Origin of the sequence: Actinomycetospora sp. (assembly GCF_036497245.1) — a bacterium.
Taxonomy (GTDB): Bacteria; Actinomycetota; Actinomycetes; order Mycobacteriales; family Pseudonocardiaceae; genus Actinomycetospora.
The window spans coordinates 20,518-46,285 of record NZ_DASXJS010000138.1 but is presented as its reverse complement, the minus strand read 5'-3'; the positions used below and the strand labels follow the sequence as shown (position 1 = coordinate 46,285).

Below are 25,768 nucleotides of genomic sequence, written 5' to 3'. Positions count from 1 at the left end.
CGTGCCGGTGCTGCTCCTGCCCGGGAACCACGACCCGGCGGACGCCGCCCTGGTGATGCGGCGGGCGGATTTCGCGCGCCGGGTCCCGTCGCACGTCACCGTCCTCGACCACGCGGGGGTCCACGAGATCGCTCCCGGCATCGAGGTGGTCGCGGCGCCGTGGAGCTCGAAGCGCCCGCTCTCGGACCTCGTGGCCGACCAGCTGCGGGCCCTCGAGCCCGCCCCGCCCGGCGTCGTCCGGGTGCTCGCGGGGCACGGCGCGGTCGACGTCCTCTCCCCCGACGCGCACGACCCGGCGGTGATCCACACCGACGCGTGCCGCGCGGCGCTCGCGGACGGCCGGGTGCACTACGTGGCGCTGGGCGACCGGCACTCCACCTGGGCGCTGCCGGGCGAGTCGCGCATCGGCTACTCCGGCGCGCCGGAGGTCACCGCGCACGACGAGACCGATCCCGGCAACGTGCTCGTCGTCGACGCCGACGCGGGCGGGGCCGCCGTCCGGCCGGTGCGCGTCGGGCGGTGGGCGTTCACCCGGGAGCGCGCGGTCCTCGACACCGACGACGACCTCGAGGCGCTCGACACCCGCCTCGGTGGGCTCCCCGCCCCGGAACGCACCGCGCTGCGCCTGGCGTGCGAGGGCACGCTCACGCTGCGGCAGCGGGCCCGCCTCGACGACCTGCTCGCCGGCCACGCGCCGGTGCTCGCCGCCCTTGAGGTCGACACCGCCGAGCTGGTCACCCGCCCGGACGACGCGGACGTCGAGGCCCTGGGCCTGTCGGGGTTCGCCGCCTCCGCCGCGGCCGACCTGGCCGCCGAGGCCGAGGACCCCGAGGCGCTCGACGCGCTCGCGCTGCTGCACCGGCTCGCCGCCGTCGGGGGTGAGCGGTGAGGCTGCTGCGCATCCGCCTGACGAACTTCCGCGGCGTGCACGACCGCGAGGTCCACCTCGCCGAGCAGGGCGTCACGGTGCTCGAGGGCGACAACGAGGTCGGCAAGACCTCCACCGTCTCGGCGCTCGACCTGCTCGTCGACTTCCGGGACAGCTCGACGGCGGCCGAGGTCCGCGCCGCGGCACCCGCGGGCCGCGACGCGGGCCCCGAGGTCGAGGCCGAGATCGTCACCGGGTCGTACCGCGTCGTCTACCGCAAGCGCTGGGTCCGCCGGAAGCTCACCGAGCTGACCGTCCTCGCGCCCACCGCCGAGCAGCTGACCGGGCGCGAGGCGCACGAGCGGATGCTCGCGATCCTCGACGAGACGATGGACCGCAGCCTGTGGCGGGCGCTGCGCGTGGAGCAGCACACCCCGCTGGGGCAGGCGGATCTCGGTGGCCAGGACGCGCTCACCCGCGCGCTGGACCGCGCGGCGTCCGGGGCGTCGGGCGCGGGTGGCCCGGTGGTCCCCGGCGCCGATGCCGCGGCCGAGGACCTCGTCGAGCGGGCCCTCGCCGAGGTCCGGCGCTACCACGGTGGCCACCACCGCCCGGTCGGCCCGCTGCGCGAGGCCACCGAGCGGCTGACGAACGCCCGGACGGAGGCCGAGGCGGCCGAGGCGTCGGTCGCCGAGGTGGAGCGCGACGTCACCCTGCGCGCCGACCTCGACCGGGAGGCGTCCTCGCTCGCCGTGGAGCGCCGCGGCCAGTCCGATCGGGCGCACGAGCTGGAGGACCGCTGGTCGGCGTTCGAGGCCCGCAGGCTCGAGGTCGCGGCGGCGGCCGAGCGGGCGGAGGCCTCGCGCGAGCGGGCCCGGCGGTCCACCGACCGGCAGGCCGAGCGCGCCCGGCTGATCGAGCGGGCCGACGGCGCCGCGCGCACCGCCGACGCCGCGGACACCGCGATCGCGACGCACGAGGAGCGCGACACGGCCCGCCGGTCCGACCGCGACGAGCAGCGGGCGGCCTGGGAGGCTGCACGCGCCGCCGCGACCGGAGCCGACACCGCGTCCCGCACCGCGGACGACGCGCTGGCCACCGCACGCGATCGCGCAGAGCTCGCGGACCTCTCCGAGCGCCTCCGCCGGGCCGAGGCGGCCGACACGGCCCGCCGCGAGGTGGAGCGCGCAGCCGCCGGGGGCCGGGTCGACGCCGCGGCGGTGGAGTCGCTCGAAGATCTCGACCGACAGGTGGTGCGGGCGGAGGCCGAGCTCGCCGCGGGCGCGGGCACCGTCGAGGTCGTCGGCCTCGACGGCGCGCACGGGGTGACCGCCGACGGCGAGCCGGTGGCGCCGGGCGAGACCCGCAACGTCCCCGTGGCCGGGCCCGTGACGATCGGCGTGTCGGGCGTGGTCGAGGTGCGGGTCCGCCCCGGGCTCGACGGCGCGGAGGCCCGACGCCGTGTGGAGCAGGCCCGCGAGGCACGCGACCGCGCCTGCGCCGACCTCGGGGTCACCGACGTGCCGGCCGCCCGAGCCGCCCGCCACGCCGCCGAGGACGCGGCCGGACGGACCCGCGAGCTCGCGGCGGTGCTCGAGCGCGAGCTGGGTGGGCGCACCACCGCCGAGGTCCGCGCCGAGGTCGACCGGCTCGCCGAGCGGTTGCGCCCGGAGCCCGTCGAGGAGCCACGGTCAGCCCGGCGCAAGGGCCGCCGGGAGCCCGCGGGTCCCGCCCTCTTCGACGACCCGGCCCGCGTCGACGATCCCGACGGCCCCGATGACGCGGCCCGGGCGGCGCGCACCGCCGAGCTGGACGGACTGCGCCGCGACGCGGCAGACGCCCGGGACGCGGCCGGGGACGCCCGCCGCGCGGCCGAGGAGGCCGAGCAGGCGTGGCGGCGCTACGACGATGCGGTCCGCGCCGCCGAGTCCGAGGTCGCCGCGGCCCGGACCACCGGCGCCGTCGCGCGCAGCGACGCCGACCGGCTGGCCGCCGAGCTCGCCGACGCCCGCGCCGCGCAGCCCGACGACGCGCTCGACGCCGAGGCCACCGACACCCTCGCCCGCGCGCGCCGCATGGAGGCCGACCACGAGCAGCGGGCCGCCGCGCTCGCCGCGGACGACCCGGACACCGTCGAGGCCCTCGTCGTGTCCGCCCGCCGGGCCACCGATGCGCTCACCGAGCGCAGCGCCGAGGTCGAGCGCCGGCGCGCCGAGGTCACCGGGCGGCTCCAGATGGCCGGGGGCGAAGGCAGGCACGACCGACTCACCGCCGCCCGCGACGAGCTCGCCGCCGCCGAGCGGGAGCACGCCTCCGTGGCCCGGCGCGCGGCCGCGGCGGCTCGCCTGCACACCACGCTCGCGCGCCACCGCGAGGAGGTCCGGCAGGCCTACGTCGCACCGTTCCGCCGCGAGGTCGAGCGCCTCGCGCGGATCGTGTTCGGCTCCTCGCTGGCCCTCGAGGTCGACCCCGGGCTGCGGATCGTCGCCCGCACGCTGAAAGGGGTGACGGTGCCGTTCGAGGCGCTCTCCAGCGGCGCGAAGGAGCAGCTCGGGCTGTGCGCGCGGCTGGCGGTCGCCGCGCTGGTCGACGCCGAGGACGGCGTGCCGGTGATGATCGACGACGCGCTCGGGCACTCCGACCCCGCGCGCCTCGAACGACTCGCGGCCGTGTTCACCGCCGCGACCACGGGGACCACCCACCAGGTCGTGGTGCTCACGTGCAGCCCGGCGCGCTACCGCGGGATCGGTGCCGCGCGGACCGTGGCGCTCTCCCCCTCGCTCCCGCCGCCCGCGGCGGTGCCGTCCCACGAGCCTGCGTCGTCCGCGGAGGTCGGGGCCGGTGAGGCGACCGGGTCGGCCGAGGACCCGCTGCGCGACACCGGCTGAGCTGCTTCCGCCTGCCCCTCCTTGATCACGAGCACACCAGGCACCCCACGAGCCCACTTCGCGTGCCTGATGTGCCCCTCGCTGCAGCGGGGTCGCGCCAGCCGACCACGCAGCACGCCCGGCCTTGATCACGAGCACTCCAGGCACCCCACGACCCCACTTCGCGTGCCTGATGCGCCCCTCACCGCCCGCCAGCTCCGGCCGGGGCCCGCGTGCCGGCACACCCCTTGATCACGAGCACTCCAGGCACCCCACGAGCCCAATTCGCGTGCCTGCTGTGCCCCTCGCGAGGCCTGATGTGCCCCTCGCGAGGCCACCGCGCCCCGCCCCGCCCACACCCACTCAGCGCGCGGGCAGCGCGATCGCCGTCACCAGGATCCCGCCGTCGACGGCCCACCGCCCGTGGAACGACGACACCACTGCCCCGTCCACGGTCGGCCCCTCGACGAGCAGGCGAGCCAGGAACGTCCCGTCCGGCGCCGGCTCGAGCTCGGCATCCTCGAACCCCAGCCACCGGCCGGTCAGCGGGAACCAGGTCTTGTAGACCGACTCCTTCGCCGAGAACAGCACCCGGTCCCAGGACACCTCCGGCCGGGCCGCCGACAAGCGCGCCAGCCCCGCCCGCTCGGACTCCGAGGACACCGCCTCGAGGACGCCGTCGGGGAGGGCGTCGTGGGCCTCGGCGTCGATCCCCACCGAGCGCACCGACGCGCGCCACGCCACCGCGGCGCCGCGGAACCCGCGGGTGTGCGTGATCGACCCGACCACCCCCTCGGGCCAGACCGGCGCCCGCTTCTCCCCCACCGGCACCGCCGCGGTCGGCGCCCCGAGCGAAGCCAGAGCCTCACGCGCGCAGGCCCGACCCGTCGTGAACTCCGCGCGCCGCGACTCGACGGCCCGCTCGACGGCGGGCGCCTCGCTCGGGTGCAGCGGGCCGGCATCGTCGTCGGAGACGCAGGCCACCGCGACGACGGGCGCGGGGAGCACCGACGACAGCAGCTCTACCGCCCCCACGGCGCACCCTTGGAGATGGCCCAGGCCGTGAACGGGTCGTGCTCCTGCTCCGGCGGCGCCGGGAGGATCTGGCGCAGCGGTCCGCGGACGAGGCCGTGGTTCTGCCACTCCCGCGGGTAGCCGACCGAGACTTCCTCGAAGCGCACCCCGTCCTCCCAGGTGGTCCGCGGGAGGTGCAGGTGCCCGTAGACGACGGCGGCCGCCTCGTACTCGAGGTGCCAGCGCGCCGTCTCGGCCGAGCCGCACCACAGCGCGAACTCGGGGTGGCGCAGGATGCGCAGCGGCAGCTCGGTGAGCGGCCAGTGGTTGATCAGCACCGTCGGCATCCCTGCCGGCCGCGCAGCCAGCCGGGCCCGCGAGATCCCGAGCCGCTCGGCGCACCAGGCCGGCGGACCCGGGTGCGGGTCGCTGGACATGAGGAACTCGTCGGTGCACACCACACCGGCCTCGCGGGCCACGTCGAGCGCCGCCCGGTCGTCGAGCCCGACCATGTCCGGACGCACGCGCCACGAATAGTCGTAGAGCAGGAACAGCGGGCACACGAGCGCGGGCCCGCCCTCGCCCTCCCACACCGGCCACTCGTCCTCGGGCGTGAGCACCCCGAGCGAGCGGCAGACCTCGACGAGGTGGGTGTAGCGCGCGGGCCCGACCGCGTCGACCTCCTCGTCCGACGGGGTCCACAGCTCATGGTTGCCCGGCACCCAGATCACGCGGGCGAAGCGTGCGGCGAGGATCGACATCGTCCGGCGCAGGTGCTCCACGCGGTCTCCGACGTCGCCGGCGACGATGAGCCAGTCCCCGGGGTCGGTGGGGTACAGGTCCTCGACGACCGCCTCGTTCTCGGTGCGGTTGACGTGGAGGTCGCTGGTCGCGAGCAGGCGTGGTGCCATCAGGTGATCACGATAGTCCGCCGGGATGGTGACCACCGAGTCCTGACCGAGACGTCCCCCGCCGACTTTGTCACGATGTGGCAGTGCCGCCGCGCCCCACGACCTCGCTCCCGATCCCGCAACGTCTGCGTTCGGCGATGGCGGAGACCGAGTACGACCGCGCCGGGCTCCTCGAGGGTCTGTCGGGCGATCAGCGGCGCATCCGGGTCGACGTGCTGCACGCGCTGTCCGGGGACGGGGTCGGTCTCGAGACGATGCGCGACGCCATCGACCGCGACCGGCTGGGCCTGCTGCTGCTCGAGCGCACGCTCAACCCCGAGGACGGCTGGTCGATGACCTCGATCTGCGCCCACACCGGCCAGGACCCCGAGGTCGTCTCGAAGTGGTTCCGCGCGCTCGGTCGCCCGGTGTCCACCGACTCCGACGAGGCGATCTACACCGACGAGGACGCCGAGATCGCGCAGCGGATCGAGCACTACCGCACCCTCGGCTTCGGCGACGAGGACATGATGCCGGTGGTCCGGGCGATCGGGCGCGGCGTGCTCAACATGGCCGATGCCCTCGGCTCGATGATCGGGGAGGCGCTGCTCGCGGCGGGCGAGCCCGACCCGGAGTCCGCGCTGCGCTACGCGATCGAGGCGCGCCGGTTCGCCGAGGAGGACGCGCTGCACCTCACCCATCTCGTGGCGGTCGCGCTCGCCGACCGCATCCGCTCGCACGCCATCGCGGTCGAGGAGTCCTCGGCGGGCCGGATGCAGGGCGCGCAGGAGGTCGCGGTGTGTTTCGCCGACCTGGTGGGCTTCACCGACCTCGGCGAGAACATCTCGGCGACCGAGCTCTCGGAGGTCGCCGAGGAGCTCGCGGCCTGCGCGACCGAGATCGTCGCCCGGCCGGTGCGGCTGGCGAAGACCATCGGCGACGCCGTCATGCTGGTCTCCTCGGACAGCGTCGCGCTGGTCCGGACGGCGGTGGAGCTGGCCCGACGCTGGGCCGACGCCGAGGACGGGCGCCCGGACGTCCGCGTCGGGATCGCGACGGGGATCGGTGTGCCGCACGCGGGCGACTGGTTCGGCCCGCCGGTCAACCTCGCCTCACGGGTGACGGCGACGGCGCGGCCGGGTCAGGTCGTGGTGACGGCGGCGGTGCACGACGCGGTGGTCGCCCAGATCGGTGAGGACGCCGAGTTCCGGTGGCGGGTCGCGGCGCCGCGGCGGTTCAAGGGCATCCGGGGGGCTCAGCGCCTCTACCGGGTGTCCGCCACGCCATGAGAGGAGCCGAGATCGACGGCGGTCCGCTCCCCAGCGACCGCCGCCGACCTCGGCAATCGGTATTCCCCGAACACCGATACCAACCGTCCGTCGGTAGGGACAACGGTGAGGCACAGAACACGTCCGCGTCCAGTGAGTACCCTCGATCACCACACGAGTTCACCCGGTGGAGTGCTATTCGGGCTGCTTCGCCGCCTGTTCGGCCGCTCGGAGACGCAAGAGGTTGACGGCGACGGTCATCGACGTGATCACGCCGAGCAGGAACACGACCGCGCCCGAGATCGTCGCGCCATTGAGGACGAGCAGGAGGCCCACCACCAGCAGCACGGCGGCGAGGGCCCAGCCACCGAGCAACAAACGCATCTGCGAGATTCCGAGCCTCGCCGCGAGGCGCTCCACCATGGGAGCACCCTACGTCAGACGGGGCTCCGGCCGTGCGCGGCGAGCCTGCGCTCCAGGTTCTCGAGCACCCCGCCGTGGATCCGGGCGAGGCCCTTCGGCGCGAACATCCGCTCGAAGAACCCGCCGATCCCGCTCGCCCCGTCCCAGTGCGTGTCGACCTCGACGGTCGCGGCGCCCGGTCCCTCGGGACGGACCCGCCAGGTGGTGACCATGCTGGAGTTGCGGTCGGTCTCGATGACGCCGCCGGACGGGTCGGCGGACACGTCGACGACCTGGTCCCGCTGCCGCTTCGAGGTCGCCTGCAGCACCCAGCCGACGACGCTCCCCGCGCCGCCGCCGCCGGACTCCACCCGGTAGTCGCGGTAGTGCTCGGTGAGGATCGCCGGGCGGGTCTCGCGGTAGTCCGAGAGCGCGCCCAGCACCTTCTCCGGGTCGGCGGCGATCGTGCGACTGACGGTGGCCCTCACCTGCGCCATGGCGGCTCCTCCCTCGGGGGCGCCCCGCTGGGCCCCGTGGTGATGCCCTGCCTACTCCCCCGACGCACCCCGCGCACCGGCCCCCGTCGTTTCGACCCAAGGGGCCCCTCGCTCGAGAGAACCGCCCAGGGGTGCCCCTCGCCGGAACGCCACGGCGGCCGAGCCCGCTGCGGTCAGCCCACGACGATCCCGGCCGGGCGCGGGCTCAGCCCCACCAGCCGGTGCCGGCCGCGCCGGGTCGCCGCCCCGACCGCGCCCGAGCCGGCATCGGCCGACGCCGCCGGAGCCGCGACAGGCGCCGGGGCCGCGATCGGCGCCGGACCGCCCGCCGGGTCCAGGGCGCGGACGAGGTCGGCGAACCGGGCCACCCGCACGGTGCGCCCGTCGGGCTCGGTGAGCACGGTGTCGTCGTAGCGGCGTCCCGGGTCCCCGTCGAGCCGCTCCCGGACGGCGTCCCGGACCCGCGTCGTCGTCGGGCGCAGCGTCGGCTCGTCGGCGAGCCGGGCCGCGCTGCGGTGGGCGAACACCGCCCGGCCGTAGGGCCCGGCGATCGTCAGCAGGAACCGGTTCCGGTCCACGTAGCCGGTCGGGCGGCCCTCCACGTCCACGAGCACCACGCCCGCGCAGTCCTGATCGTCGGCGAGCGCGGCGCGGACCTCGTCGCCGGTGGCGGTGTCCGCCACGACGGTGGCGGGGCGGGCGACGTCGCCGAGGGTCAGCTCGCGGTCGGGGCCGGCCGGAGTCGGCTCGGCGACCTCGACCTCCGGCTCGGTGGCCCGCAGCCGCGACCACAGGCCCGGGGCCAGCGTGGCCTCGACGGGCCGGGCCGACGGCTGGTCGGCAGCCAGGATCGGGCCGGAGGCGACCTGCACGCCCCGGCGGCGGAGCTCGCGCAGCAACGCCTCGTCGCGCACGCCGTCGGCCACGAGCACCGCGGCGCCCGCCCGGGCGAGCGTCGTCGCGGCCTCGAGGGTCGCCAGCGCGCAGGGGTCGCCCGCCCCGACGCCGACGAGGCAGGCCGGGTCGAGCACCAGCTGGTCGGGTGCCAACCGGACGATCTCGGGAGGGGCGAATCCGGACGCGGGCAGGGCGATCCCGAACCCGTCCCGTCGCGCCTGCCCGATCCCCTGCTCGAGCGCGGCCGTGGACGCGGAGCGGACACGCGGGCGCAGCAGCAACGACACCCCGGCGCCGCGGCCCGCACCGTGCAGCATCGCGGGCCGGACGGCGCGGAGCCGGTGCGGTGCCCACGCGACGGCGTCGGCGGCCACCGGCAGATGCACGGTCGCCGGCGAGGTGCCCGCCGCCCGGGCCGCCACGAGGACGTCGGCGATCTCCCGGTCGATGCGATCCTCGAACGGCTCCAGGCCGTCCTCGCCGGTGCCGCGGCCGGGCCGCAGCTCGCCGAGGGTGGCCACGAATCCGACGATGCGCGCCGAGGTGAGGTCGATCCTGGGGACGAAGGAGCTCCTCGCTCCGGTGGACGTGTGCGGCAGCGCCGCCGGCATGGGACCCGCCGTCACGGTGCCCTCCCCCGAGTGGTCGGTTCGGATGCACCGGAGTGGACCGTTCGCCCCAACACGTGTCACCCGACGTGGCGTGAACAGCGGTGAACGGTCATCGAGACGCGACCGATGGTGGGATGCCGCTCACGAACGCCGGTGGTGTCACCCGCCGTAGGTGTTGAGGACACGCAGCGCAGCCGGCCCGTCAACTGCCGGGACCACCACGGTCCGTGCCGCCGGTTCCAGCCGGGGAAGCACCGACCGGTACTGATCGAGGGGGATCCGGAGCAGGTCACACAGGAGCAGTCGCAGCAGGGTCTGGTGGGCGACGACGAGCACGCGCCCGTCGGGACGGTCCCGACACGCCTCGTCGAGCACCGGGCGGGCCCGGGCGATCGCGGCCGCCCCGGTCTCGCCGCCCGGCAGCGGACACGACGCGGGCGCGGCGAGGAAGGCCGTCAGCGCCTCCGGGAACTGGGCGGCCATCTCGTCGCGGGTGAGCCCGTCGCCCTTCCCGAAGTCGACCTCGACCAGCCGCTCGTCGACGACCGGGTCGAGACCCGCAGCTGCGGCGGCGGGGCCGGCGGTGCCCCGCGCGCGGGTCAGCGGCGAGGTGAGCACGGCGTCGAGTCCAGCTCCGGACGCCCAGCGGGCGAGCTCCTCGGCCTGGTCGTGACCCCGGCGGGTCAGCGCGACGTCGGAGCGTCCGGCGTAGCGGTTGTCGGCGTGCCACTCGGTCTGCCCGTGGCGGACCAGGACCAGTTCGGTCACACCCATCCCTTCCCCACGAGTGCCGCCTCGAAGCGGCCGTAGCGGTCCTCGACGGCCGGGTCCGGGGCCGGCTCGTAGGTCTCCGCGACGTGCACCATGGTGTCGCGGGCCGCAACGAGGTCGGGCTCGGCACCCCCGGCGTCCGCCGCGGCCCGGGCGAGCAGCGCCATCCCGACGGCCGGCTCGGCGGCCCGCGGGCGGACCAGCGGCACCCCCAGGACCGCGGCGCGGCGGCGGTTCCACCAGCCGTTGGCCGTCGCTCCGCCGCTGATCACCCGCCTCCCCGAGACCTCGGCCCCGATCGCGGCGAGGTGGGAGAACGCGAGCCGTTCGACGAACGCCACTCCCTCGGCGAGCCCGGCGAACGCCGCCGTCTCCCCGACCGCGTCGACCAGCGAGTCCAGCCCGCGGGGCCGTTCGCCGTCGAGCCAGAAGCCGACCGCTTCCGGCGCGTCGAACGGGAACCGCTCGCCCCGACCGCGCAGCGGCAGGACGACCGGGACGTCAGCGGGTGGGTCGGCCTCCAGGGCGGCGGTGACCGGGTCGAACCGCGCCGGGTCGACGACGTCGGCGAGTACCGCGGCCCCGACGTTGGACGCGCCGCCCGGGAGCCACCACCCGCCCTGCGGGCCGCGGTGGCAGTAGACGGTGCCACCCGGGTCGCGCAGCAGCTCCGCCGTCACGCCCTTCACGACGAGGGTGGTGCCCAGCACGGCGTTCCACTCACCCGGCGCGACCGCCCCGGCGCCGAGCTGGGCGGCGCACCCGTCGGTCATCCCGGCCAGGACGGGCGTGCCCACCGCGAGCCCGCAGCGCTCGGACGCCTCCGGCCCGACCCGTCCGAGCTCGGCGCCCGGGGCCACCACCTCGGGCAGCCGCCCCGGGTCGAGCCCGAGGGCGTCGAGGACGTCGGCGGGCCACCGGTCGCGACGCAGGTCGTAGCCGGTCTTGAGGGCGGTGGAGGTGTCGGTTGCCGTCGGGTGCCCGACGAGGTGCGCGGTGACGTGGTCGGTCTGGTGACGGACGCGGGCGTCGGGGTGGTCGGCGAGCAGCGCGAGCGCCGTGGGCAGCGCCCAGCTGTCCCCGACCCGGTAGCCCAGCTCCGCCCAGAGCGCCGCGCCCGCCTGGCGGACCGTGCCCGCATGCGCGCGGCCCCGGGCGTCGTCGTACATGACGCCCGGTGTCAGCGGGGTGCCGTCCGGCGTCGTGAGCACGACGGTGCCCGACGTGCCGTCGACGGCGACGCCGGCCACATCGGCCGCCCCGACGCCGGACCCCACCTCCGCGAGGACCTGATCGGCACCCGCACACCACGCCGCGGGGTCCTGCTCGTGGCGGGCGGAGCCGTCGTCACCACGCCACCGACGGCTCGAGAGCCGCTGGGACGCCGAGGCCCGGACCGTGCCGACGTCGTCGACGGCCACGGCCCGGACCCCCTGCGTGCCGAGGTCGACCCCGATCCAGATCCTGCTCACGCGGCGGCGGCCTCCCGGCGTCGCACGACCCCCGGGTCGATCCCGGAGCGGATCACGAGCGAGACCCCGGCGACGACCAGGTACATCAGGCAGTAGGCGATCGCGACGCCACCGCCGCCGAAGAGCGGGAACAACGCGGTGACGGTGAGCGGGCCGAGCAGGGCCGCGCCGCCGGCGCCGGTGTTGAGGATCGCCAAGGCAGCGCCCTTGTCCTTCACCGCCACCATCGAGGGCATCAGGGCCGAGAGCGGCACGAAGCCCGCGAGGACGATGCCGTACACGGCGCCCAGGATCGCGGTGAACAGGAAGTTCTGCGAGGCGACGGCCCCGAAGTACCAGAGCGGGGTGGCCACCGCGCAGCCCAGGCAGCCGAACACGGTGACCGTGCGCCGCCAACCGAAGTAGTCACCGAAGACGCCGAAGAACAGGTTGGCGCCGATGTTCGCCGCGTACGCGACGGTCGAGAGGACGGCGACCTCCGCGGTCGTCAGGAACCCGCCGCCCGGGGTGTCGGGGCCGAACACGAACGGGAACATCGCGAAGAACCCGTACTGCGGTGCGGTGTTGACCAGCCGGACGAAGAAGCCGGCGATCGTGCGCTTGTCGCGCCACAGGATGTCGATGCCCTCGGTCAACCGGGCGAGGCTACGGGGGTGCGCGACGGTCTCGTCGGCAATGGGCGCCAGGCCGTGCGGCTCGGTGACCGCGAAGCAGCCGATGGCCGCGCCGATGGCGACCAGCACCAGCGAGGCCACCAGCGTCGCGTACTCGCTGATCCCCAGCGGGCCCACGCAGATCGCGGCGAACGCGGCGCCCAGGGTCGGCAGCCCACCGGTGAACGCGAACCAGAACCAGCCGGCCGCCGACCCGCGCATCCGGGGCTCGGCGATCGTCTGGATCCAGACCAGGAACGAGAACGCGAACAGCGGGTAGGCCAGGCCGCGGACCGCGTAGACGGTGACGATCAGGGCGGCGTTCTGGGCGGGGATCGCGACGAACAGGAACACCACCTCCAGGACCACCCAGATCGCGGCGCCCAGCCACATCACCCGACGTGGACCCCAGATCGCGGACAGCGTGCCGGAGAACCACGAGGCCACGAGCGCGGCGACGCCGTAGAGCGTCACGGTCGCGAACGAGGCCTGGCTGCCCGAGAGGCCGCCGCCGGTGGGGTCGGCGAGGAAGGAGGACAGGAAGCTCGTCTCGACCCCGTCACCGATCATGAAGATCAGGACGCCGACGAAGCCCCAGCGCAGGGCGTGCGGGATGCCCCAGCGCTCGATGCCGACCAGCGGCCGCTCCGCCGCGGTTCCGGCAGGTGATGTCGTGCTCATGTCAGCGCCCCTCTACTTCGGTGTGCGGCGCCTCACATGTACCAATAGATCTGTGAACTTCACAAGCCCTGAGTGTTAGTTCGCGGACTTCGCCACCGTGACCCGCGCGTGCTCGCGCATCTCGAGGAGCAGGTCGTCGGACACCCCGGTGTCGATGACGAGCTCGTCGAACGCGGACAGCGGGCGCAGCTGGTGCAGGGCCCGTCGGGGCGCCTTCCCGGAGTCCATGAGCAGCACGCGGCGGGCCGCGGCGTCGAGCATGGCCCGCTTGACCATGACGATCTCCTGCTCCTGGTGATAGGTCATCGAGCCCGTCATCGACGAGGTCGACACGAAGGTCACGTCCACCGACATCGCCGCGACGGCCTCCACGCAGCCGATGCCGCCGAAGGAGTCGTGGGTGCGTGAGTAGTCGCCGCCGAGGGCGATCAGCCGGACCTCCGCCATGTCCTTGAGCAGCGCGATCGCCGGCAGATAGTTCGTCACGACGGTCAGCGGACTGACCGTGTGCAGGCGTTCGACCAGCATCAACGCCGTCGACGAGTCGTCGACCATGATCGACGATCCCGGCTCGACCATCGCCAGCGCGGCCTCGGCGATGGCGTTCTTCTCGCCCAGCCGGACCGCCCGGCGGTACTCCGAGTGCGCCTCGAACACCGAGGTCGGCTGGGCCGAGACCCCGCCGCGGTACTTGCGCACGAGCCCGCGGCGCACCAGCTCGTCCACGTCGCGGTGCACGGTCATGAGGCTGACGCCGGTGAGCTCCACGAGCTCGGCCGCGCTCGCCGACCCGTTGGCCAGCACGTGGTCGACGATGCGCTGCTGCCTCGTGGTGCGGGCGTGCACCGCGCGGGGCTGCGTCTGGTCGGCACTCACGGCCCCAGCATCGCGGACGGCCGGGCGCACCGGCGAGCGGCCGCGCCCGGCCGGCGTGAACTGGTTCACCATCGACGCTTCCGTGATCACAATTGCGATGTTAACTTCTCATCGATGCTGGGAGGCGATCGACGATGACTGTCCACCCACCCCCGGGCCCCACCGCGGTGGTCTTCGACCTCGACGGCGTGCTCATCGAGAGCGAGCACCTGTGGGAGGAGATGTGGACCCGGTACGCCGCGAACCACGGCGTCACCTGGACCGCCGAGGACACCACGCACGTGCAGGGCATGAGCGCGCCCGAATGGTCGGCCTACCTGGCCGAGCGCGCGGGCGGGCACGACGACGCCGCCACCTGCGAGCGGGCCGTCGTCGACAACATGGTCGAAGCGCTGGGCGGCGGCCGGATGGAGCCCTACGACGGCGCCGTGGCGATGGTCCGCGAGGTCGCGGACCGGGTCCCGGTCGCGCTCGCCACCTCCGCCCCGAGACGGCTCATCGACGCCGTGCTCGCCCGCAACGACCTGACCTCGTCGTTCCGCGCGACGGTCTCCTCCGCGGAGGTCGCGCGCGGCAAGCCCGGCCCGGACGTCTACCTCGAGGCCGCCCGCCGGCTCGCGGCCGATCCGGGCGGCTGTGTGGCGGTCGAGGACTCCAGCAACGGCATCCGGGCCGCGGCGGCCGCGGGGATGACCGTCGTCGCGATCCCGAATCCCACCTACCCGCCCAAGCCGGACGCGATCGCGCTGGCCCGCCGGATCGCCGACGGCGTCGGGGGCGCGCGCGACGAGATCGCGGCGCTCCTCGACGGCGCGACCACAGGAGCCGCCCGATGACCGCCACCGCCACCTCCGTGACCGCCACCTCCGCCGCCACGCCGACCACCCTGTCCGACCCCGCGACCTTCAAGCAGCGCTGGGTCGACGGGATGTGTGCGGCCTACTCGCGCACCGTCCGCAAGGCGCCCGACGCGTTCGGCGTGCTCTCCAACGCCGCCCCGCGCCGGGGCAAGGTCGCCGTGATCGTCGGCGGCGGCTGCGGGCACTACCCGGCGTTCGCGGGCCTCGTCGGCCCCGGGCTGGCCGACGCGGCCGTCGTCGGGGACGTGTTCACCAGCCCGTCGGCCGAGCAGGCCTACCGCGTCGCACGCGCCGTCGACGGCGGGGCCGGCGTGATCTTCTCGTACGGGAACTACGCCGGGGACGTCATGCACTTCGGCCTCGCCGGGCGCCGCCTGGCCGCCGACGGCATCGAGGCGCGCCAGATGATCGTCACCGACGACGTCGCGAGCGCGCCGCCGGAACGGGCGTCCGAGCGACGCGGCGTGGCGGGCGACTTCTTCGTCTTCAAGGTCCTGGGGGCCGCGGCCGAGCGGGGCGACGACCTGGCGACGGTCATGGCGATGGGTGAGCGCGCCAACGAGGTCACCCGGACCTTCGGCGCCGCGTTCGACGGCTGCACCCTGCCCGGCCAGTCCGATCCGTTGTTCACGGTCGCGCCCGGCTCCGTCGAGCTCGGTCTCGGCATCCACGGCGAGCCGGGGATGCGCACCGCCGACGCGATGGACGCCTACGAGCTCGCCGACGCCCTCGTCGACCAGCTCCTCCCCCAGGTCCCGCAGCTCGGGGACGGTCGCGTCGCGGTGCTGCTCAACGGACTCGGCTCGACCACCTACGAGGACCTGTTCGTCACCTACGGCCGCGTGCACGCCCGACTGCGGGAGGCCGGCCTGACGCCGCACCGTCCGGAGGTCGGCGAGTTCGTCACCAGCATGGACATGGCGGGGCTCTCGCTGACGCTGATGCCGCTGGACGACGAGCTCGCGAGCCTCTACGACGCGCCGTGCGAGACGCCGGGCTTCCGCCTCCCCGCGGGCGGGACTCTGGCCTCCGGCGGTGTCAGCGATGCGGCGTCGCTGACGCTGGACGTGTGTAGCTCCGCATCCTCGATCCGCGAGCTCGACGACACCGACCCCGACGCGGGCGGGATCGCCGCCGCCGCGCTCACCGCCGCCCTGGGTGCGGTGACCGAGCACGAGGACGAGCTCGGCCGCCTCGACGCCGTGGCCGCCGACGGGGACCACGGCCAGGGCATCGTCCGCGGCATGCGCGCCGCCGTGGCCGCCGCCCGCACCTCGGGCGCCGCCGGAGACACGGCAGGCGACGTCGGCACCGCCCTGCTCGCCGCGGGCACCGCTCTCGCGGACGCGGCGGGCGGCGCCTCGGGAGCGCTCTTCGGCGTCCTGCTCACCGAGACCGGTGGCCGGCTCCAGCCCCATGGGGACCGGGCCGTCACCACGAGCGACCTCGCCGACGCGGTCACCGCCGCCCAGGGCGCCGTCACCGGCCTCGGCGGCGCGCACCCCGGCGACAAGACCATGGTCGACGCGCTCGACTCCTTCACCCGGAGCCTGCGCGACCACGCCGAGAGCACCGACAGCACCAGTCGCGACGTCGCCGCCGCCTGGCGACAGGCGGCCGAGCAGGCCCGCACCGCGGCGGAACGGACCGCCGACCTCACCCCGGCCGTCGGGCGCGCCGCCCGGCTCGGCGACCGCGGTCGCGGCAGCCCCGACCCCGGGGCGACCTCGTTCGCCCTGATGGCCGTGGCCGCCGGTGGGGAGATCACCGCGCGATGTGGGGAGGAGAACCGATGACGGACAGAACGCTGCGCATCGCCGTCGCCGCCGACAACGCGGGCGTCGCCCTCAAGGACGCGCTCGCGGAGATGCTGCGCGACGACGAACGCGTCGCCCAGGTCACCGACCTCGGCGTCCCGGACGCCGAGGACGACCGTGCCTACCCGCTGCTCGGTCTCGCGGCCGCCCGGGCCGTCGCGGACGGGGACGCCGACCGCGCGGTCCTCGTCTGCGGCACCGGGATCGGCATGCAGATCTCGGCGAACAAGGTCGAGGGCATCCGCGCCACCGTGGCGCACGACAGCTACTCCGCCGAGCGGTCCATCACGTCCAACGACTGCCAGGTCCTGTGCCTGGGCGGACGCGTGATCGGCGCGGAGCTCGCGAAGAAGATCGTCGGGGAGTGGCTCGGCTACGAGTTCGACCCGACGTCGGCCAGTGCCACCAAGCTGGGCCACATCACCGCCTTCGAGCACGACCACCAGCTGCCGACGACGGCCGACGCGGCCTGCTGACCCCCGAGAGGAGCCACCCGACGATGCGTGTGCTCGCCGCCGGTGACCATTTCGTCGCCCCCGAACTGTTCGTCGAGGCCCTGCGCGACGAGCAGGATCTCGATGACTTCGACGCCACGACCCTCACCGCCGCCTGGCCGACCGAGCCGTTCGGGCCGGTCGGCTCCGGCGACTCGGTCGTCGACGAGGCCTCGGGCACCGAGGAGGACCTGATCGCCGCGCTCGACGGCGCCCGGGTGTGCCTGACCCAGATGGCCCCGTTCACCGCGCGGGTCCTCGAGGCCCACCCCGATCTGGAGATGGTCGCGGTGTGCCGCGGCGGGCCGGTCAACGTCGACCTCGCCGCCGCGGACCGCGCCGGGGTCGCCGTCGCGCAGGCCCCGGGGCGCAACGCCGCGGCCGCCGCCGAGTTCGCCGTCGGGATGATGCTCGCCGCGCTGCGACGCATCCCGATCGCCGACACCGAGCTGCGCGCCGGGCGCTGGCGGGGCGATTTCTACGCCTACGACGAGGCCGGGCTCGAGCTCGACGGCGCGACCGTCGGGCTCGTCGGCTACGGCGCCATCGGCCGGATCGTCGCGCGGGTGCTGAGGGCGTTCGGGGCGACCGTGCTGGTCGCGGACCCGTACACGGACCGCGCGACCGCCGCGGCCGACGGCATCGCGCTCGTGGACCTCGACGATCTGCTCGTGCGTTCGTCCGTGGTCTCCCTGCACGCCCGCCTGACCGACGAGACCCGCGGCATCATCGGCGCCCGCGAGATCGACCTGATGCCCCGCGGTGCGGTGCTGGTCAACTCCGCCCGCGGCGGGTTGCTCGACTATGCCCCGCTGCCCGAGGCGCTGCGCAGCGGGCGGCTCGGCGGACTCGCCCTCGACGTCTACGACGTCGAACCGCCCCCGCCGGACTGGCCGCTGCACAGCGCGCCGAACGTCGTCGCGACCCCGCACCTGGCGGGCGCCACCCGCCAGACGGCCCACCGTGCGGCCCGGATCGCCGCGAGCGAGGCGGCGCGCTACCTGCGCGGCGACCGGTTGGCGCACCCGGCGAACGAGACCGCGAAGCGCTTCGGGACCGTCGGGGTGACGTCATGATCATCGGGGTCGACGTCGGGACGTCGATGACGAAGGCCGACGCCTACGACGACGAGGGGCGCAAGCTCGCGTCGGCGGAGCGCGCCAGCACACTGCACCAGTACGACGACGGCCGGGTCGAGCAGGATCTCGAGGACGTGCTCGCCTCGGCGGCCGACGTCATCCGCCGCGTCGCCGCCGACGCGGGCCGGCCCCTCCGGGCCCTCGCGCTCACCGGCCAGGGCGACGGACTGTGGCTACGCGACCGGGACGGGTACGCCACCCGCCCGCCCATCTCCTGGCTCGACGACCGCGCGGCCGACGTCGTGCGCGCCTGGCAGGACGACGGCACCGTCCACGAGGTCTACCGGCGTACCGGCACCGGCCTGTTCCCCGGCTGCCACGCGCCGCTGCTGCGCTCGCTCGCCCGCGACGAGCCCGAGTCCCTGGAGCGCGCCGCGGTGGCCGGCTACTGCGTGGACGCACTGATCCAGCGCCTGACCGGCGAAATCACCGTCGACGCCTCGGACGCGTCGCTCCCGTTCCTCGACGTCGCGACCCGCCGCTACGACGAGGACGCGATCGCGGCCTGCGGGGTGTCCGCGTCGCGGCACCTGCTCCCCGACCCGGCCCCGCCCGGCACCGTGTTCGCCCTCGACGCCCGCGGTGCCGAGATCACCGGCCTTCCGGTGGGCACCCCGGTGACCGCGGGACCCTTCGACCTGCCGGCGTGCGCGGCGGGCGCCGGGCTCTCGCAGCCCGGCGACGGTCTGCTGATCATCGGCACCACGCTGGCCTGCGAGGTGTTCACCGACCGCGTGGACATGACCGCCGACGCCGCCGAGCCCGCCGGGATGTGGCTGTGCACGCCGGACCCGGCGACCTGGCTCCGGGCGATGCCCGCGATGGTCGGAACGGCCGGTCTGGACTGGATGCTCGAGTTCCTGGGGGTCGGCATCGACGCGCTCGGCGGGCTGCTCGAGGGCACCCGGCCCGGCGCCGGCGGGGTGTCCGCGCTGCCGTTCCTGTCCGTCTCGGGCGAGCGCGCCCCGTTCGTCGACACCCGGGCCCGCGGTCAGATCGAGGGCGTCACGCTCTCGACGCGGCGCGGCGACGTGGTGCGTGCGGTCTGCGAGGGGATCGCCTACACGGCCAGGCACTGCTTCGAGCGGGCCGCTTTCGCGGCGCCCGGGGACGGCCGGCTGGTGGCCTGCGGTGGCGGCTCGCGCTCCGGACCGTGGGCCCAGATCTTCGCCGACGTCCTGGACACCCCACTCGTCGTCCCCGACGACCCGGGGCTCGGGACCCGCGGAGCCGCGATCACCGCCCTGCAGGCGCTCGGCGACGACGTCGACCCGGCCTCGTGGGCGGCACCGTCACGGGTCGTGGAGCCGACCGCCGAGGGCGGGCAGTGCTACGCCGACGGGTATCTGCGCTACCGCGCCCACGTCGACACCGCCCGCGACTTCTGGGCCCGCCAGGCCCAGGGGTTCCGCCGTCCCGAGGAGCGACCACTCGCTGGTATGCACGCGTCATGACGCGCAGCCGCGAGCGGACCGGACTCGACGAGGCCCGCGACGCCGTCGCCGAGCACGCCCGGCGCCTGGTCGCCGACCACCTCGTCGCCGGGACCGCAGGCAACCTGTCGGTCCGCGTCGGTGACCTCGTCGCGGTGACCCCCTCGGGGGTCCCCTACGACACGATGACCGGCGAGGACGTGTGCGTGGTCGACCTCGACGGGGCGGTCGTCGACGGCGCGCTGGCGCCGACCAGCGAGCTGCCCCTGCACCTGCTCTGCTACGCCCGCCACGACGCGCGCGCCGTCGTGCACACCCACTCCGCGGCCGCCGTCGCCCTCTCGCTGCTGCGCGACGACGTGCCCCTCGTGCACTACCAGACCGCGATCTTCGGCGGGGCGGTCGCGGTGGCCGAGTATGCGCCGTTCGGCACCGACGAGCTCGCGGCGAACGTCTCCGCCGCGCTCGCCGGGCGCACCGCCGCGGTGATGCGCCACCACGGCACCGTCGTCCTGGCCGGGTCGCTGCGCGCGGCGTACGACGGCGCCGCGCACCTCGAGTGGCTCTGCGACGTGTGGCTGCGCGCCGCGGCGGTGGGCTCACCCCGGCTGCTCTCGCCCGAGCAGGTCACCGACGTCGCCGAGCGCCTCCGGAGCTACGGCCAGCGCTGAGCCCGTGGGTGGTGGGAAGCTCCCGCGGGCTCCCCGCGGCCTCCGGGGTGGCGTCACGGTGCGCACCGGACCGACCACCCGGGGTTTCGTGACCGGATCGAGTCCTGATCCGGGGTCATGATCGCGCGCCCGGGTGCGATGGAGAGGTGTGACTCGGGAACGGGCGGGGACCTCGTGGTGGCCCGCGCTGGCGATGGCGCGTGGGAACGCCGCCGCGGCGGGCGCGCACACCGTGGGGACCCAGCACGTGCTGCTCGCCCTGCTCGCGACCCGGGGAGAGGCCGCGGCGGTGCTCGACCGGGCCGGGGTCGACCGTGGCCGGGTGCTCGCCGCGCTCCAGGGGATCACCGGGGTCGGAGCGCGGGCGACGCCGGTCGACGTCGAGCGGGTGGCGATGTCACCTCGCGTCGGGGCGCTGATCCGGCGGGCCTCGCAGGGGGCACCGGGCGAGATCGCGGATCTCGCCGTCCTGGGCGAGCTCCTCGAGGAAGGCGGCGAACCGTCCCTCGTCCAACTCGTCCTGACCTCGCTCGGCGCGCGGCGTCGGGCCGTGAACGCCTATCGGACGGTCGCTCCCGTGTCGCCCGCCCGCATCGGCAACGCCGAGGGGGACCTCGTCGCGGGCTGAGGCCCGGCTCCCCTGTCGTGACGGCTCCGGCCCACGACGGCCCCGGCAAGGTCCGGGCGCGAGTGCGATACACCTGCCGACCACGGCGCCGCGGCCGAGCATGAGCGATCAGGTGGCCGAGTAAGCCCCTCGTGCCGGCGCCGCGTGGTGACGGCGACGCGCTCAGCCCGGCACCACCTGCTGGTCGAGCCCCTCGGGGGTCGCCCGCCACGCCACGATCGACTCGACGGTGACGACCACCGGCACCGTGAACGTCTCCCGCCACTGCGCGAAGGACTGACCACCGAGCATCGCCGCATACTTCGCCGCGAAGGCGGGCTCGGCGTCGTCGTCGGGAAGGGACTCGTGGGGGTCGCCGAGCGTCGCCCGGCCGCGCAGCAGGACGACGTCGCCGCCGTAGGAGGCGGTGTCGAGGTGCAGCGCGACGTGCGGCCGGGCCCGCAGGTGCGTGACCTTCGCGGTGTCGGGGCGGGTGAACACGGTGAGGACCGGGTCGCTCCACCAGAACCAGACCGGCACCGCGTGGGGGCGGCCCGACGGCGTCGTCGTCGCCAGCCAGATCACCGGCTCGTCCCGCAGCCGCTCGTCGGCGTGGGCCTGGCCGGGGATCCGCGAGCTCAGCAACGTCATGGCGCGGGAGGACAACAGGTCACGGGGCGCGCCACAAGTCACGCGGCCGCGAACGGACCGCCGGGCCCGAACGCGTGGGCCGCGAACCGCTCTCCCATCAACCGGTGGGTGGCGGCGTCGGGGTGCAGGCGGTCGGGCAGCGGGTGCTCGGCGGCGTCGCCCGCGCCGTACAGCGTGAGCCCGTCGAGCAGGTGGAGGTGGGGATCGTCGGCCGCGCGCTCGGTGACGATGCGGGTCAGCTCCTCGCGGATCGTGCGCAGCGTGAGCCGGCCCGCCGCGACCTCCGCCGGGTCACCGGTCGCCCGGAAGCGCATCGTGCCGTCACCGAAGTCGGCGGCCCCCGGCCCCGGGGTGTCCTCGTGGATCGGGCAGAGCACCGGCGTGATCACCAGCAGCGGTGTCGTCGGATGGCCGTCCCGGACGGCGTCCAGGAACCCGTGCACCGCAGGCGTGAAGGCCCGCAGACGCATGACGTCGGCGTTGGTCAGGTTGATCCCGATCTTGACGCTGACGACGTCGGCGGGCTGGTCGCGCATGGTGCGGGCGACGAAGGAGTCGAGCATCGCGCTGCCGCTGAACCCGAGATTGACCAGGTCGACCCCGCCGCGCGCGGCGGCGAGCGCGGGCCACGTCGTCGTCGGGCTCGCCGCGATCGAGCCCTGGCTGATCGAGCTGCCGTGGTGCAGCCACACCCGGCGCGTCCCGGTGGGGATGGTCTCGACGGGGGCGTCCGTGCGCAGGGCCACCAGCTCGGTCATCTCCTGGTGCGGCAGCCACACCTCGACGAGCTTGTCCCGCGACGGCAGGTCGGCGAACCGGACCGTGCCGAGCGGCCCCTCCCGGTTCTCGGTGACACCGGTCGAGAGGTCGGTGACCAGCGACGTGCCGCCGCTCGAGGTCTGCTGGTCGACCAGGTCGCCGTCGACGAGCAGGTCGTACCGTCCGTCGGGCCGCGGCGGCACGCCGGCGAAGGCGAGCGTCGTGCGCCGGGCGTCGACCTCGATCCGCGTCGCCGCGGTCCGGAACACCAGTCGCACCCCCGAGGGTTGGGACTGCGCCATGACGAGCTGCCGATCGGCCCGCGCGCGGGCCCACGCCGGAAGTCGGTGCGGCCGTACCCCGAGGTCGCCGCGTTCGAGGTCCAGCGCACCGCGCAGCAGACCGGGAACGATCTCCGTCGTGATGGTCGCTCCGCCGTCCTCGTCGATCACGGCGCACACCCTGGCGCGTCCCGCGGTCGGGCCGCATCCCGAATCCGGGTCGTCGGCAGCCCGGCGACCCACCATGATGATCGGGTGGAGTTCACCTACGCCGACTCGATCCACGTCGCGGCCGCCCCGCAGGCGGTCTACGACGTCGTCTCCGACGTGACGCGCACCGGCGAGTGGAGCCCGATCTGCGCACGCTGCGAGTGGGACGAGGGCGACGGGCCCCATGTCGGCGCGCACTTCACCGGGTTCAACGTCAAGCCCGACCGCGAGTGGGAGACCCGCAGCGAGGTGGTGGCCGCCGAGCCGGGACGGACGTTCCGGTGGGCGGTCAGCGGCGGACGGGTCATCTGGGGATTCGAGATCGCTCCCGACGGCGAGGGCAGCCGCCTGACCGAGACCTGGGAGTTCCCGCAGGTGGGCCGGGACTTCTTCCGGGAGCGCTTCGGCGACCGGGCCGACGAGGAGATCGCGATCCGGACCGCGGACGCACGCTCGGGGATCCCCGAGACGCTGGCGGCGATCAAGCGGCTCATCGAGGCCTGAGACGGGGGCGGCCCCGCCGCCCGAGGGGGACCGGGCGGCGGGACCTCGTCGGGCCTCTTGGGGGGCAAGTGGCCACGACGTGACGCAGATCGTCGCAGCTTCGTCCGAGCCCGAACAGACAGGCGCGCTCGGAGATTTTGTCTCAGTTTCGGGGGGGGTCGATGCCCTGCCGCCCGGTGCGGGCGAACCCCGGGTCGACGAGCGGACGGTCGAGTGGCGGTCAGGCGATCCGGGGGCGGTATCCCAGGACGCTCGCGGCGCCGTCCAGGTAGGCGTCCCGGTGCTCGGCAGGCACCCACGCGGCGGCCTGGTCCACGGTGAGCGGCGCCACGACGTCGTCCTCGCCCGCTCGGGCGGCGCTGGCGGCCTGCTCGCCCTGGGCTCGTGCTTCCTCGACGGTCGTCATGCCATCGAGGCTCGTCCCGACGACCGCCCGTTGTCCAGCAGGTTTCCTGCCACGTGATGCCGCCTGCACCCGCACCACGGCCCTGTGTGCTGCACTGATGGGTGTGCCGCCACTCGGGTTCCTCGTCTGTGGAGCACCCCTGGCTGCCCGGGCGGACGAGACCGCTCAGGCACTCGCGCGTCAGGGGTGGTCGCTCTCGGTGGGGGTCACCGACGCGGCTGCCGGGTGGATCACGGCAGGCGAGCTCTTCCGCGCTGCCGCGGTGCCCGCGGCGACCCAGCTCCGAGCGCCCCACGACGACCGCGAGGAGGACCGACCGGACCGGGCGATCGCCTTCCCGCTGACCTTCAACACCGCGAACAAGATCGCCCGCGGCGTCATGGACAACCACGTCACCGGCATCCTCTGCGACTGCCTCGCCACCGGCGCACCCGTCGTCGCGGTGCTGACCGTCGACGAGCGGCTCTGGGGGCATCCGGCGTGGTCCACGACGCTCGGCACCCTCACCGAGGCCGGCGTGGTGTTCCTGGACCCCTACTCGGGTCGCCCCGGCGAGCCCGCCCCCGTCCGTCCCGGGACCACCGACGAGGTCGTGACCGGCTTCGACCCCGCCTGGATCGTGAAGGCCGCGGCCTCGTCGTCGACGGCGACCGCCTGAGCGCCGGTGCCCGTTCCACGGTCCGCGACGTTCCGGGTCCGCCGGATCGCCCATCCGACCAGCGCGGCGGCCGCGACCGTCAGCACGACGCCGGAGATCGTGACGGCCTGCCCGAACTCCGCGGTCTGGTGGGCGCTCCAGTTCGACGAGGCGATGGTGCCGGTGAACAGCGCCGCGAGGATGGTGCCGCTGACGGCGATGCCGGCGCCGGAGCCGACCTCGGTGGCCGTGTCGGTCAGTGCCGCGCCGATCGAGGTCCGCTCCTTCGGCAGGCCACGGAGCACGTTGACCGCGGCGACGACGCCGGAGACGCGCAGCCCGGCGGCCACGAGGGCCAGGGCGATCGCGACCCACACGTACCCGAAGCCGTTCAACAGGGTGTAGAGGGCGAGCCCGAGCACGATCGCCACGGCACCGGCCCACGCGGCCCGGTCGAAGCCGACCCGTTCCACGAACGGACCGACGAACGGGCCCGCGGCGATCAGGACGACGACCTGCGGCAGCATCCCGACGGCGGCGAGGGCGGGCTGCCACCCCCAGTCCAGCTGGAGCTGCAGCGTCACGAGGTACCCGAGGCCCGCCGTCGCCACCCCGGCCGCGGCCTTGTAGGCCAGACCGCCGCTGACCAGGGGGCGGGCCACCAGCCCGAGGTCGAGCAGCGGGTGGCGCGCCGCACGCTCGCGCAGGACGAACAGGATCGCGCCCGCGACGGCCGCGGCGGTGGCCGTCCACGGCGCCCACGAGCCGGTGCCCTCGTTCACGAACAACGTGGGGGCGACGAGGGCGAGCACGATCGTCGCGGTGCCCAGCACCGCTCCGAGAACCTCGACCGGGTCGCGGTGGAGGTCCGCGGCGGTGTCCGCGGCGATGCCCACGCGCACGCCGACGATCGCGAGTGCGGCGATCGGGACGTTGACCAGCAGCAGGACCTGCCACGGGGCGATCGCGAGCACGAGGCCACCTGCGGTCGGTCCGATCGCGAGCCCGATCAGACCCACGGTCGAGATGAGGGTCGTCGCCCGGACGCGCAGGCCGTCCTCGTCGAACAACCGGAAGGCCAGGGCGATCGAGCCGGGGGTGGTCATCGCGGCCGCGACACCCATCACGGCCCGCACCGCGATCAGCTGCTCCGCGGTGGTGACGAACGCGGTCGCGAGGCTCGCGACACCGAGCAGCACCAATCCGACGAGCATGATCTTGCGACGGCCGAACCGGTCCGCGACCGCGCCGAACACCAGCATCAACCCGCCGAACACGACCCCGTACGCACCCGTCACCCATTGCAGCGCGACCGTCGATGCGTGCAGCTCGCGCCCGATCGTGGGCAGCGCGACGTTCAGGATCGAGTTGTCCAGCATCTCGAACAGGAACACCGCGGACAGGCCGGCGAGGGCCACCCACGCCTCGCGCAACGACCGGGGTGGGCCGGCCTGTGAGGTCACTGACGCCTCGGGCTCGTGGTCCGCGTGATCGGCGTGCTCGTGAGCGTCATTCACGAACACCGTTCTATA

The 25,768-nt window shown here is 75.0% G+C and carries 24 protein-coding genes and 1 pseudogene; 12 read left to right on the top strand and 13 right to left on the bottom strand.

Translation table 11 applies throughout. The annotated features are described in order from the left end of the window. Positions 1–889 (top strand): metallophosphoesterase family protein (locus VGI02_RS14690; RefSeq protein WP_414638275.1); only part of this gene is annotated, 889 nt, incomplete at its 5' end. Continuing rightward, on the top strand, positions 886–3,756 hold the full coding sequence (locus VGI02_RS14685; RefSeq protein ID WP_331628132.1) for an AAA family ATPase: 2,871 nt from the start codon (positions 886–888) through the stop codon (positions 3,754–3,756). The genes VGI02_RS14690 and VGI02_RS14685, both read left to right, overlap by 4 nt. A 342-nt stretch (positions 3,757–4,098) precedes the next feature. Here the strand turns inward: VGI02_RS14685 and VGI02_RS14680 are convergent, their stop codons facing one another. Then, positions 4,099–4,770 carry a 4'-phosphopantetheinyl transferase family protein gene (locus VGI02_RS14680; RefSeq protein WP_331628131.1) on the bottom strand — a complete coding sequence of 224 codons (672 nt, stop codon included), beginning with the start codon at positions 4,768–4,770 and terminating at the stop codon, positions 4,099–4,101. Further along, the gene (locus VGI02_RS14675) at positions 4,758–5,660 is read right to left on the bottom strand and encodes a metallophosphoesterase family protein (protein ID WP_331628130.1); all 903 of its coding nucleotides are present in this window, start codon (positions 5,658–5,660) and stop codon (positions 4,758–4,760) included. Before VGI02_RS14675 ends, VGI02_RS14680 begins: the two co-directional genes overlap by 13 nt. Before the next feature lie 137 nt (positions 5,661–5,797). Here VGI02_RS14675 and VGI02_RS14670 point away from each other — a divergent pair, with 137 nt between their 5' ends. Further along, positions 5,798–6,928 carry an adenylate/guanylate cyclase domain-containing protein gene (locus tag VGI02_RS14670; protein ID WP_331628129.1) on the top strand — a complete coding sequence of 377 codons (1,131 nt, stop codon included), beginning with the start codon at positions 5,798–5,800 and terminating at the stop codon, positions 6,926–6,928. Between the two features lie 174 nt (positions 6,929–7,102). Here the strand turns inward: VGI02_RS14670 and VGI02_RS14665 are convergent, their stop codons facing one another. The 7 genes from VGI02_RS14665 to VGI02_RS14635 all read right to left on the bottom strand — a co-directional run bounded on the left by VGI02_RS14665 (position 7,103) and on the right by VGI02_RS14635 (position 13,767). Then, positions 7,103–7,330: a hypothetical protein gene (locus VGI02_RS14665; RefSeq protein WP_331628128.1), complete on the bottom strand. Its 228-nt coding sequence runs from the start codon at positions 7,328–7,330 to the stop codon at positions 7,103–7,105. A 14-nt stretch (positions 7,331–7,344) separates the two neighbouring features. Next, positions 7,345–7,806 carry an SRPBCC family protein gene (locus VGI02_RS14660; protein ID WP_331628127.1) on the bottom strand — a complete coding sequence of 154 codons (462 nt, stop codon included), beginning with the start codon at positions 7,804–7,806 and terminating at the stop codon, positions 7,345–7,347. A gap of 173 nt (positions 7,807–7,979) precedes the next feature. Continuing rightward, positions 7,980–9,329, bottom strand: coding sequence for a hypothetical protein (locus VGI02_RS14655; protein WP_331628126.1), 1,350 nt, complete (start codon positions 9,327–9,329; stop codon positions 7,980–7,982). 144 nt (positions 9,330–9,473) lie between these two features. After that, positions 9,474–10,082 carry a histidine phosphatase family protein gene (locus VGI02_RS14650; RefSeq protein WP_414638274.1) on the bottom strand — a complete coding sequence of 203 codons (609 nt, stop codon included), beginning with the start codon at positions 10,080–10,082 and terminating at the stop codon, positions 9,474–9,476. Continuing rightward, positions 10,079–11,557, bottom strand: coding sequence for an FGGY-family carbohydrate kinase (locus VGI02_RS14645; protein ID WP_331628124.1), 1,479 nt, complete (start codon positions 11,555–11,557; stop codon positions 10,079–10,081). The genes VGI02_RS14650 and VGI02_RS14645 overlap by 4 nt, the downstream gene beginning before the upstream one ends. Next, positions 11,554–12,891 carry an RbtT/DalT/CsbX family MFS transporter gene (locus VGI02_RS14640; protein WP_331628123.1) on the bottom strand — a complete coding sequence of 446 codons (1,338 nt, stop codon included), beginning with the start codon at positions 12,889–12,891 and terminating at the stop codon, positions 11,554–11,556. Before VGI02_RS14640 ends, VGI02_RS14645 begins: the two co-directional genes overlap by 4 nt. Before the next feature lie 75 nt (positions 12,892–12,966). Continuing rightward, positions 12,967–13,767, bottom strand: a complete 801-nt coding sequence (locus VGI02_RS14635; protein WP_331628122.1) for a DeoR/GlpR family DNA-binding transcription regulator — start codon at positions 13,765–13,767, stop codon at positions 12,967–12,969. A gap of 134 nt (positions 13,768–13,901) precedes the next feature. On the opposite strand from VGI02_RS14635, the gene VGI02_RS14630 reads away from it, so the two are divergent. The 7 genes from VGI02_RS14630 (at position 13,902) to VGI02_RS14600 (ending at position 20,809) form a co-directional block, all read left to right on the top strand. Beyond that, a complete protein-coding gene (locus VGI02_RS14630; RefSeq protein WP_331628121.1) occupies positions 13,902–14,603 on the top strand; it encodes an HAD family hydrolase in 702 nt (233 codons plus the stop codon). Next, the gene (locus VGI02_RS14625; protein ID WP_331628120.1) at positions 14,600–16,423 is read left to right on the top strand and encodes a dihydroxyacetone kinase family protein; all 1,824 of its coding nucleotides are present in this window, start codon (positions 14,600–14,602) and stop codon (positions 16,421–16,423) included. Before VGI02_RS14630 ends, VGI02_RS14625 begins: the two co-directional genes overlap by 4 nt. An 11-nt stretch (positions 16,424–16,434) precedes the next feature. Beyond that, positions 16,435–16,920 (top strand): ribose-5-phosphate isomerase, encoded by a 486-nt coding sequence (locus tag VGI02_RS14620; RefSeq protein WP_331628136.1) that lies wholly within the window; start codon positions 16,435–16,437, stop codon positions 16,918–16,920. Between the two features lie 23 nt (positions 16,921–16,943). Then, positions 16,944–18,014, top strand: coding sequence for a 2-hydroxyacid dehydrogenase (locus VGI02_RS14615; protein ID WP_331628119.1), 1,071 nt, complete (start codon positions 16,944–16,946; stop codon positions 18,012–18,014). Beyond that, positions 18,011–19,531 (top strand): FGGY family carbohydrate kinase, encoded by a 1,521-nt coding sequence (locus VGI02_RS14610; RefSeq protein ID WP_331628117.1) that lies wholly within the window; start codon positions 18,011–18,013, stop codon positions 19,529–19,531. The genes VGI02_RS14615 and VGI02_RS14610 overlap by 4 nt, the downstream gene beginning before the upstream one ends. Further along, entirely contained in the window at positions 19,528–20,181 is a 654-nt protein-coding gene (locus VGI02_RS14605) for a class II aldolase/adducin family protein (RefSeq protein WP_331628116.1), read from the top strand. Before VGI02_RS14610 ends, VGI02_RS14605 begins: the two co-directional genes overlap by 4 nt. A gap of 148 nt (positions 20,182–20,329) precedes the next feature. Next, a complete protein-coding gene (locus VGI02_RS14600) occupies positions 20,330–20,809 on the top strand; it encodes a Clp protease N-terminal domain-containing protein (RefSeq protein ID WP_331628114.1) in 480 nt (159 codons plus the stop codon). 162 nt (positions 20,810–20,971) lie between these two features. On the opposite strand, the gene VGI02_RS14595 is transcribed toward VGI02_RS14600, so the two are convergent. Continuing rightward, positions 20,972–21,439 (bottom strand): pyridoxamine 5'-phosphate oxidase family protein, encoded by a 468-nt coding sequence (locus VGI02_RS14595; RefSeq protein WP_331628113.1) that lies wholly within the window; start codon positions 21,437–21,439, stop codon positions 20,972–20,974. A 38-nt stretch (positions 21,440–21,477) separates the two neighbouring features. Next, positions 21,478–22,650, bottom strand: coding sequence for an SGNH/GDSL hydrolase family protein (locus VGI02_RS14590; protein WP_331628112.1), 1,173 nt, complete (start codon positions 22,648–22,650; stop codon positions 21,478–21,480). An 84-nt stretch (positions 22,651–22,734) separates the two neighbouring features. Here VGI02_RS14590 and VGI02_RS14585 point away from each other — a divergent pair, with 84 nt between their 5' ends. Beyond that, positions 22,735–23,193, top strand: coding sequence for an SRPBCC family protein (locus VGI02_RS14585; RefSeq protein WP_331628111.1), 459 nt, complete (start codon positions 22,735–22,737; stop codon positions 23,191–23,193). Between the two features lie 220 nt (positions 23,194–23,413). Here VGI02_RS14585 and VGI02_RS14580 read toward each other — a convergent pair whose 3' ends face one another. Then, positions 23,414–23,599 (bottom strand): hypothetical protein, encoded by a 186-nt coding sequence (locus tag VGI02_RS14580; RefSeq protein WP_331628110.1) that lies wholly within the window; start codon positions 23,597–23,599, stop codon positions 23,414–23,416. On the opposite strand from VGI02_RS14580, the pseudogene VGI02_RS14575 reads away from it, so the two are divergent. Next, positions 23,598–24,077, top strand: a pseudogene (locus tag VGI02_RS14575) (flavoprotein); the annotation flags it as partial. The gene VGI02_RS14580 and the pseudogene VGI02_RS14575 sit on opposite strands and share 2 nt — an antisense overlap. A 56-nt stretch (positions 24,078–24,133) precedes the next feature. Here the strand turns inward: VGI02_RS14575 and VGI02_RS14570 are convergent. Beyond that, positions 24,134–25,753 (bottom strand): MFS transporter, encoded by a 1,620-nt coding sequence (locus VGI02_RS14570; protein ID WP_527249130.1) that lies wholly within the window; start codon positions 25,751–25,753, stop codon positions 24,134–24,136. Between the last annotated feature and the right edge of the window lie 15 nt (positions 25,754–25,768).

Excerpts from the sequence above, each read along its gene's own strand:
- VGI02_RS14630 (WP_331628121.1), top strand. The coding sequence starts at position 13,902 with ATGACTGTCCACCCACCCCCGGGCCCCACCGCGGTGGTCTTCGACCTC.
- VGI02_RS14580 (WP_331628110.1), bottom strand. The coding sequence starts at position 23,599 with ATGACGACCGTCGAGGAAGCACGAGCCCAGGGCGAGCAGGCCGCCAGC.
- VGI02_RS14660 (WP_331628127.1), bottom strand. The coding sequence starts at position 7,806 with ATGGCGCAGGTGAGGGCCACCGTCAGTCGCACGATCGCCGCCGACCCG.
- VGI02_RS14665 (WP_331628128.1), bottom strand. The coding sequence starts at position 7,330 with ATGGTGGAGCGCCTCGCGGCGAGGCTCGGAATCTCGCAGATGCGTTTG.
- VGI02_RS14595 (WP_331628113.1), bottom strand. The coding sequence starts at position 21,439 with ATGACGTTGCTGAGCTCGCGGATCCCCGGCCAGGCCCACGCCGACGAG.
- VGI02_RS14675 (WP_331628130.1), bottom strand. The coding sequence starts at position 5,660 with ATGGCACCACGCCTGCTCGCGACCAGCGACCTCCACGTCAACCGCACC.
- VGI02_RS14640 (WP_331628123.1), bottom strand. The coding sequence starts at position 12,891 with ATGAGCACGACATCACCTGCCGGAACCGCGGCGGAGCGGCCGCTGGTC.
- VGI02_RS14610 (WP_331628117.1), top strand. The coding sequence starts at position 18,011 with ATGATCATCGGGGTCGACGTCGGGACGTCGATGACGAAGGCCGACGCC.
- VGI02_RS14605 (WP_331628116.1), top strand. The coding sequence starts at position 19,528 with ATGACGCGCAGCCGCGAGCGGACCGGACTCGACGAGGCCCGCGACGCC.
- VGI02_RS14625 (WP_331628120.1), top strand. The coding sequence starts at position 14,600 with ATGACCGCCACCGCCACCTCCGTGACCGCCACCTCCGCCGCCACGCCG.
- VGI02_RS14670 (WP_331628129.1), top strand. The coding sequence starts at position 5,798 with ATGGCGGAGACCGAGTACGACCGCGCCGGGCTCCTCGAGGGTCTGTCG.
- VGI02_RS14615 (WP_331628119.1), top strand. The coding sequence starts at position 16,944 with ATGCGTGTGCTCGCCGCCGGTGACCATTTCGTCGCCCCCGAACTGTTC.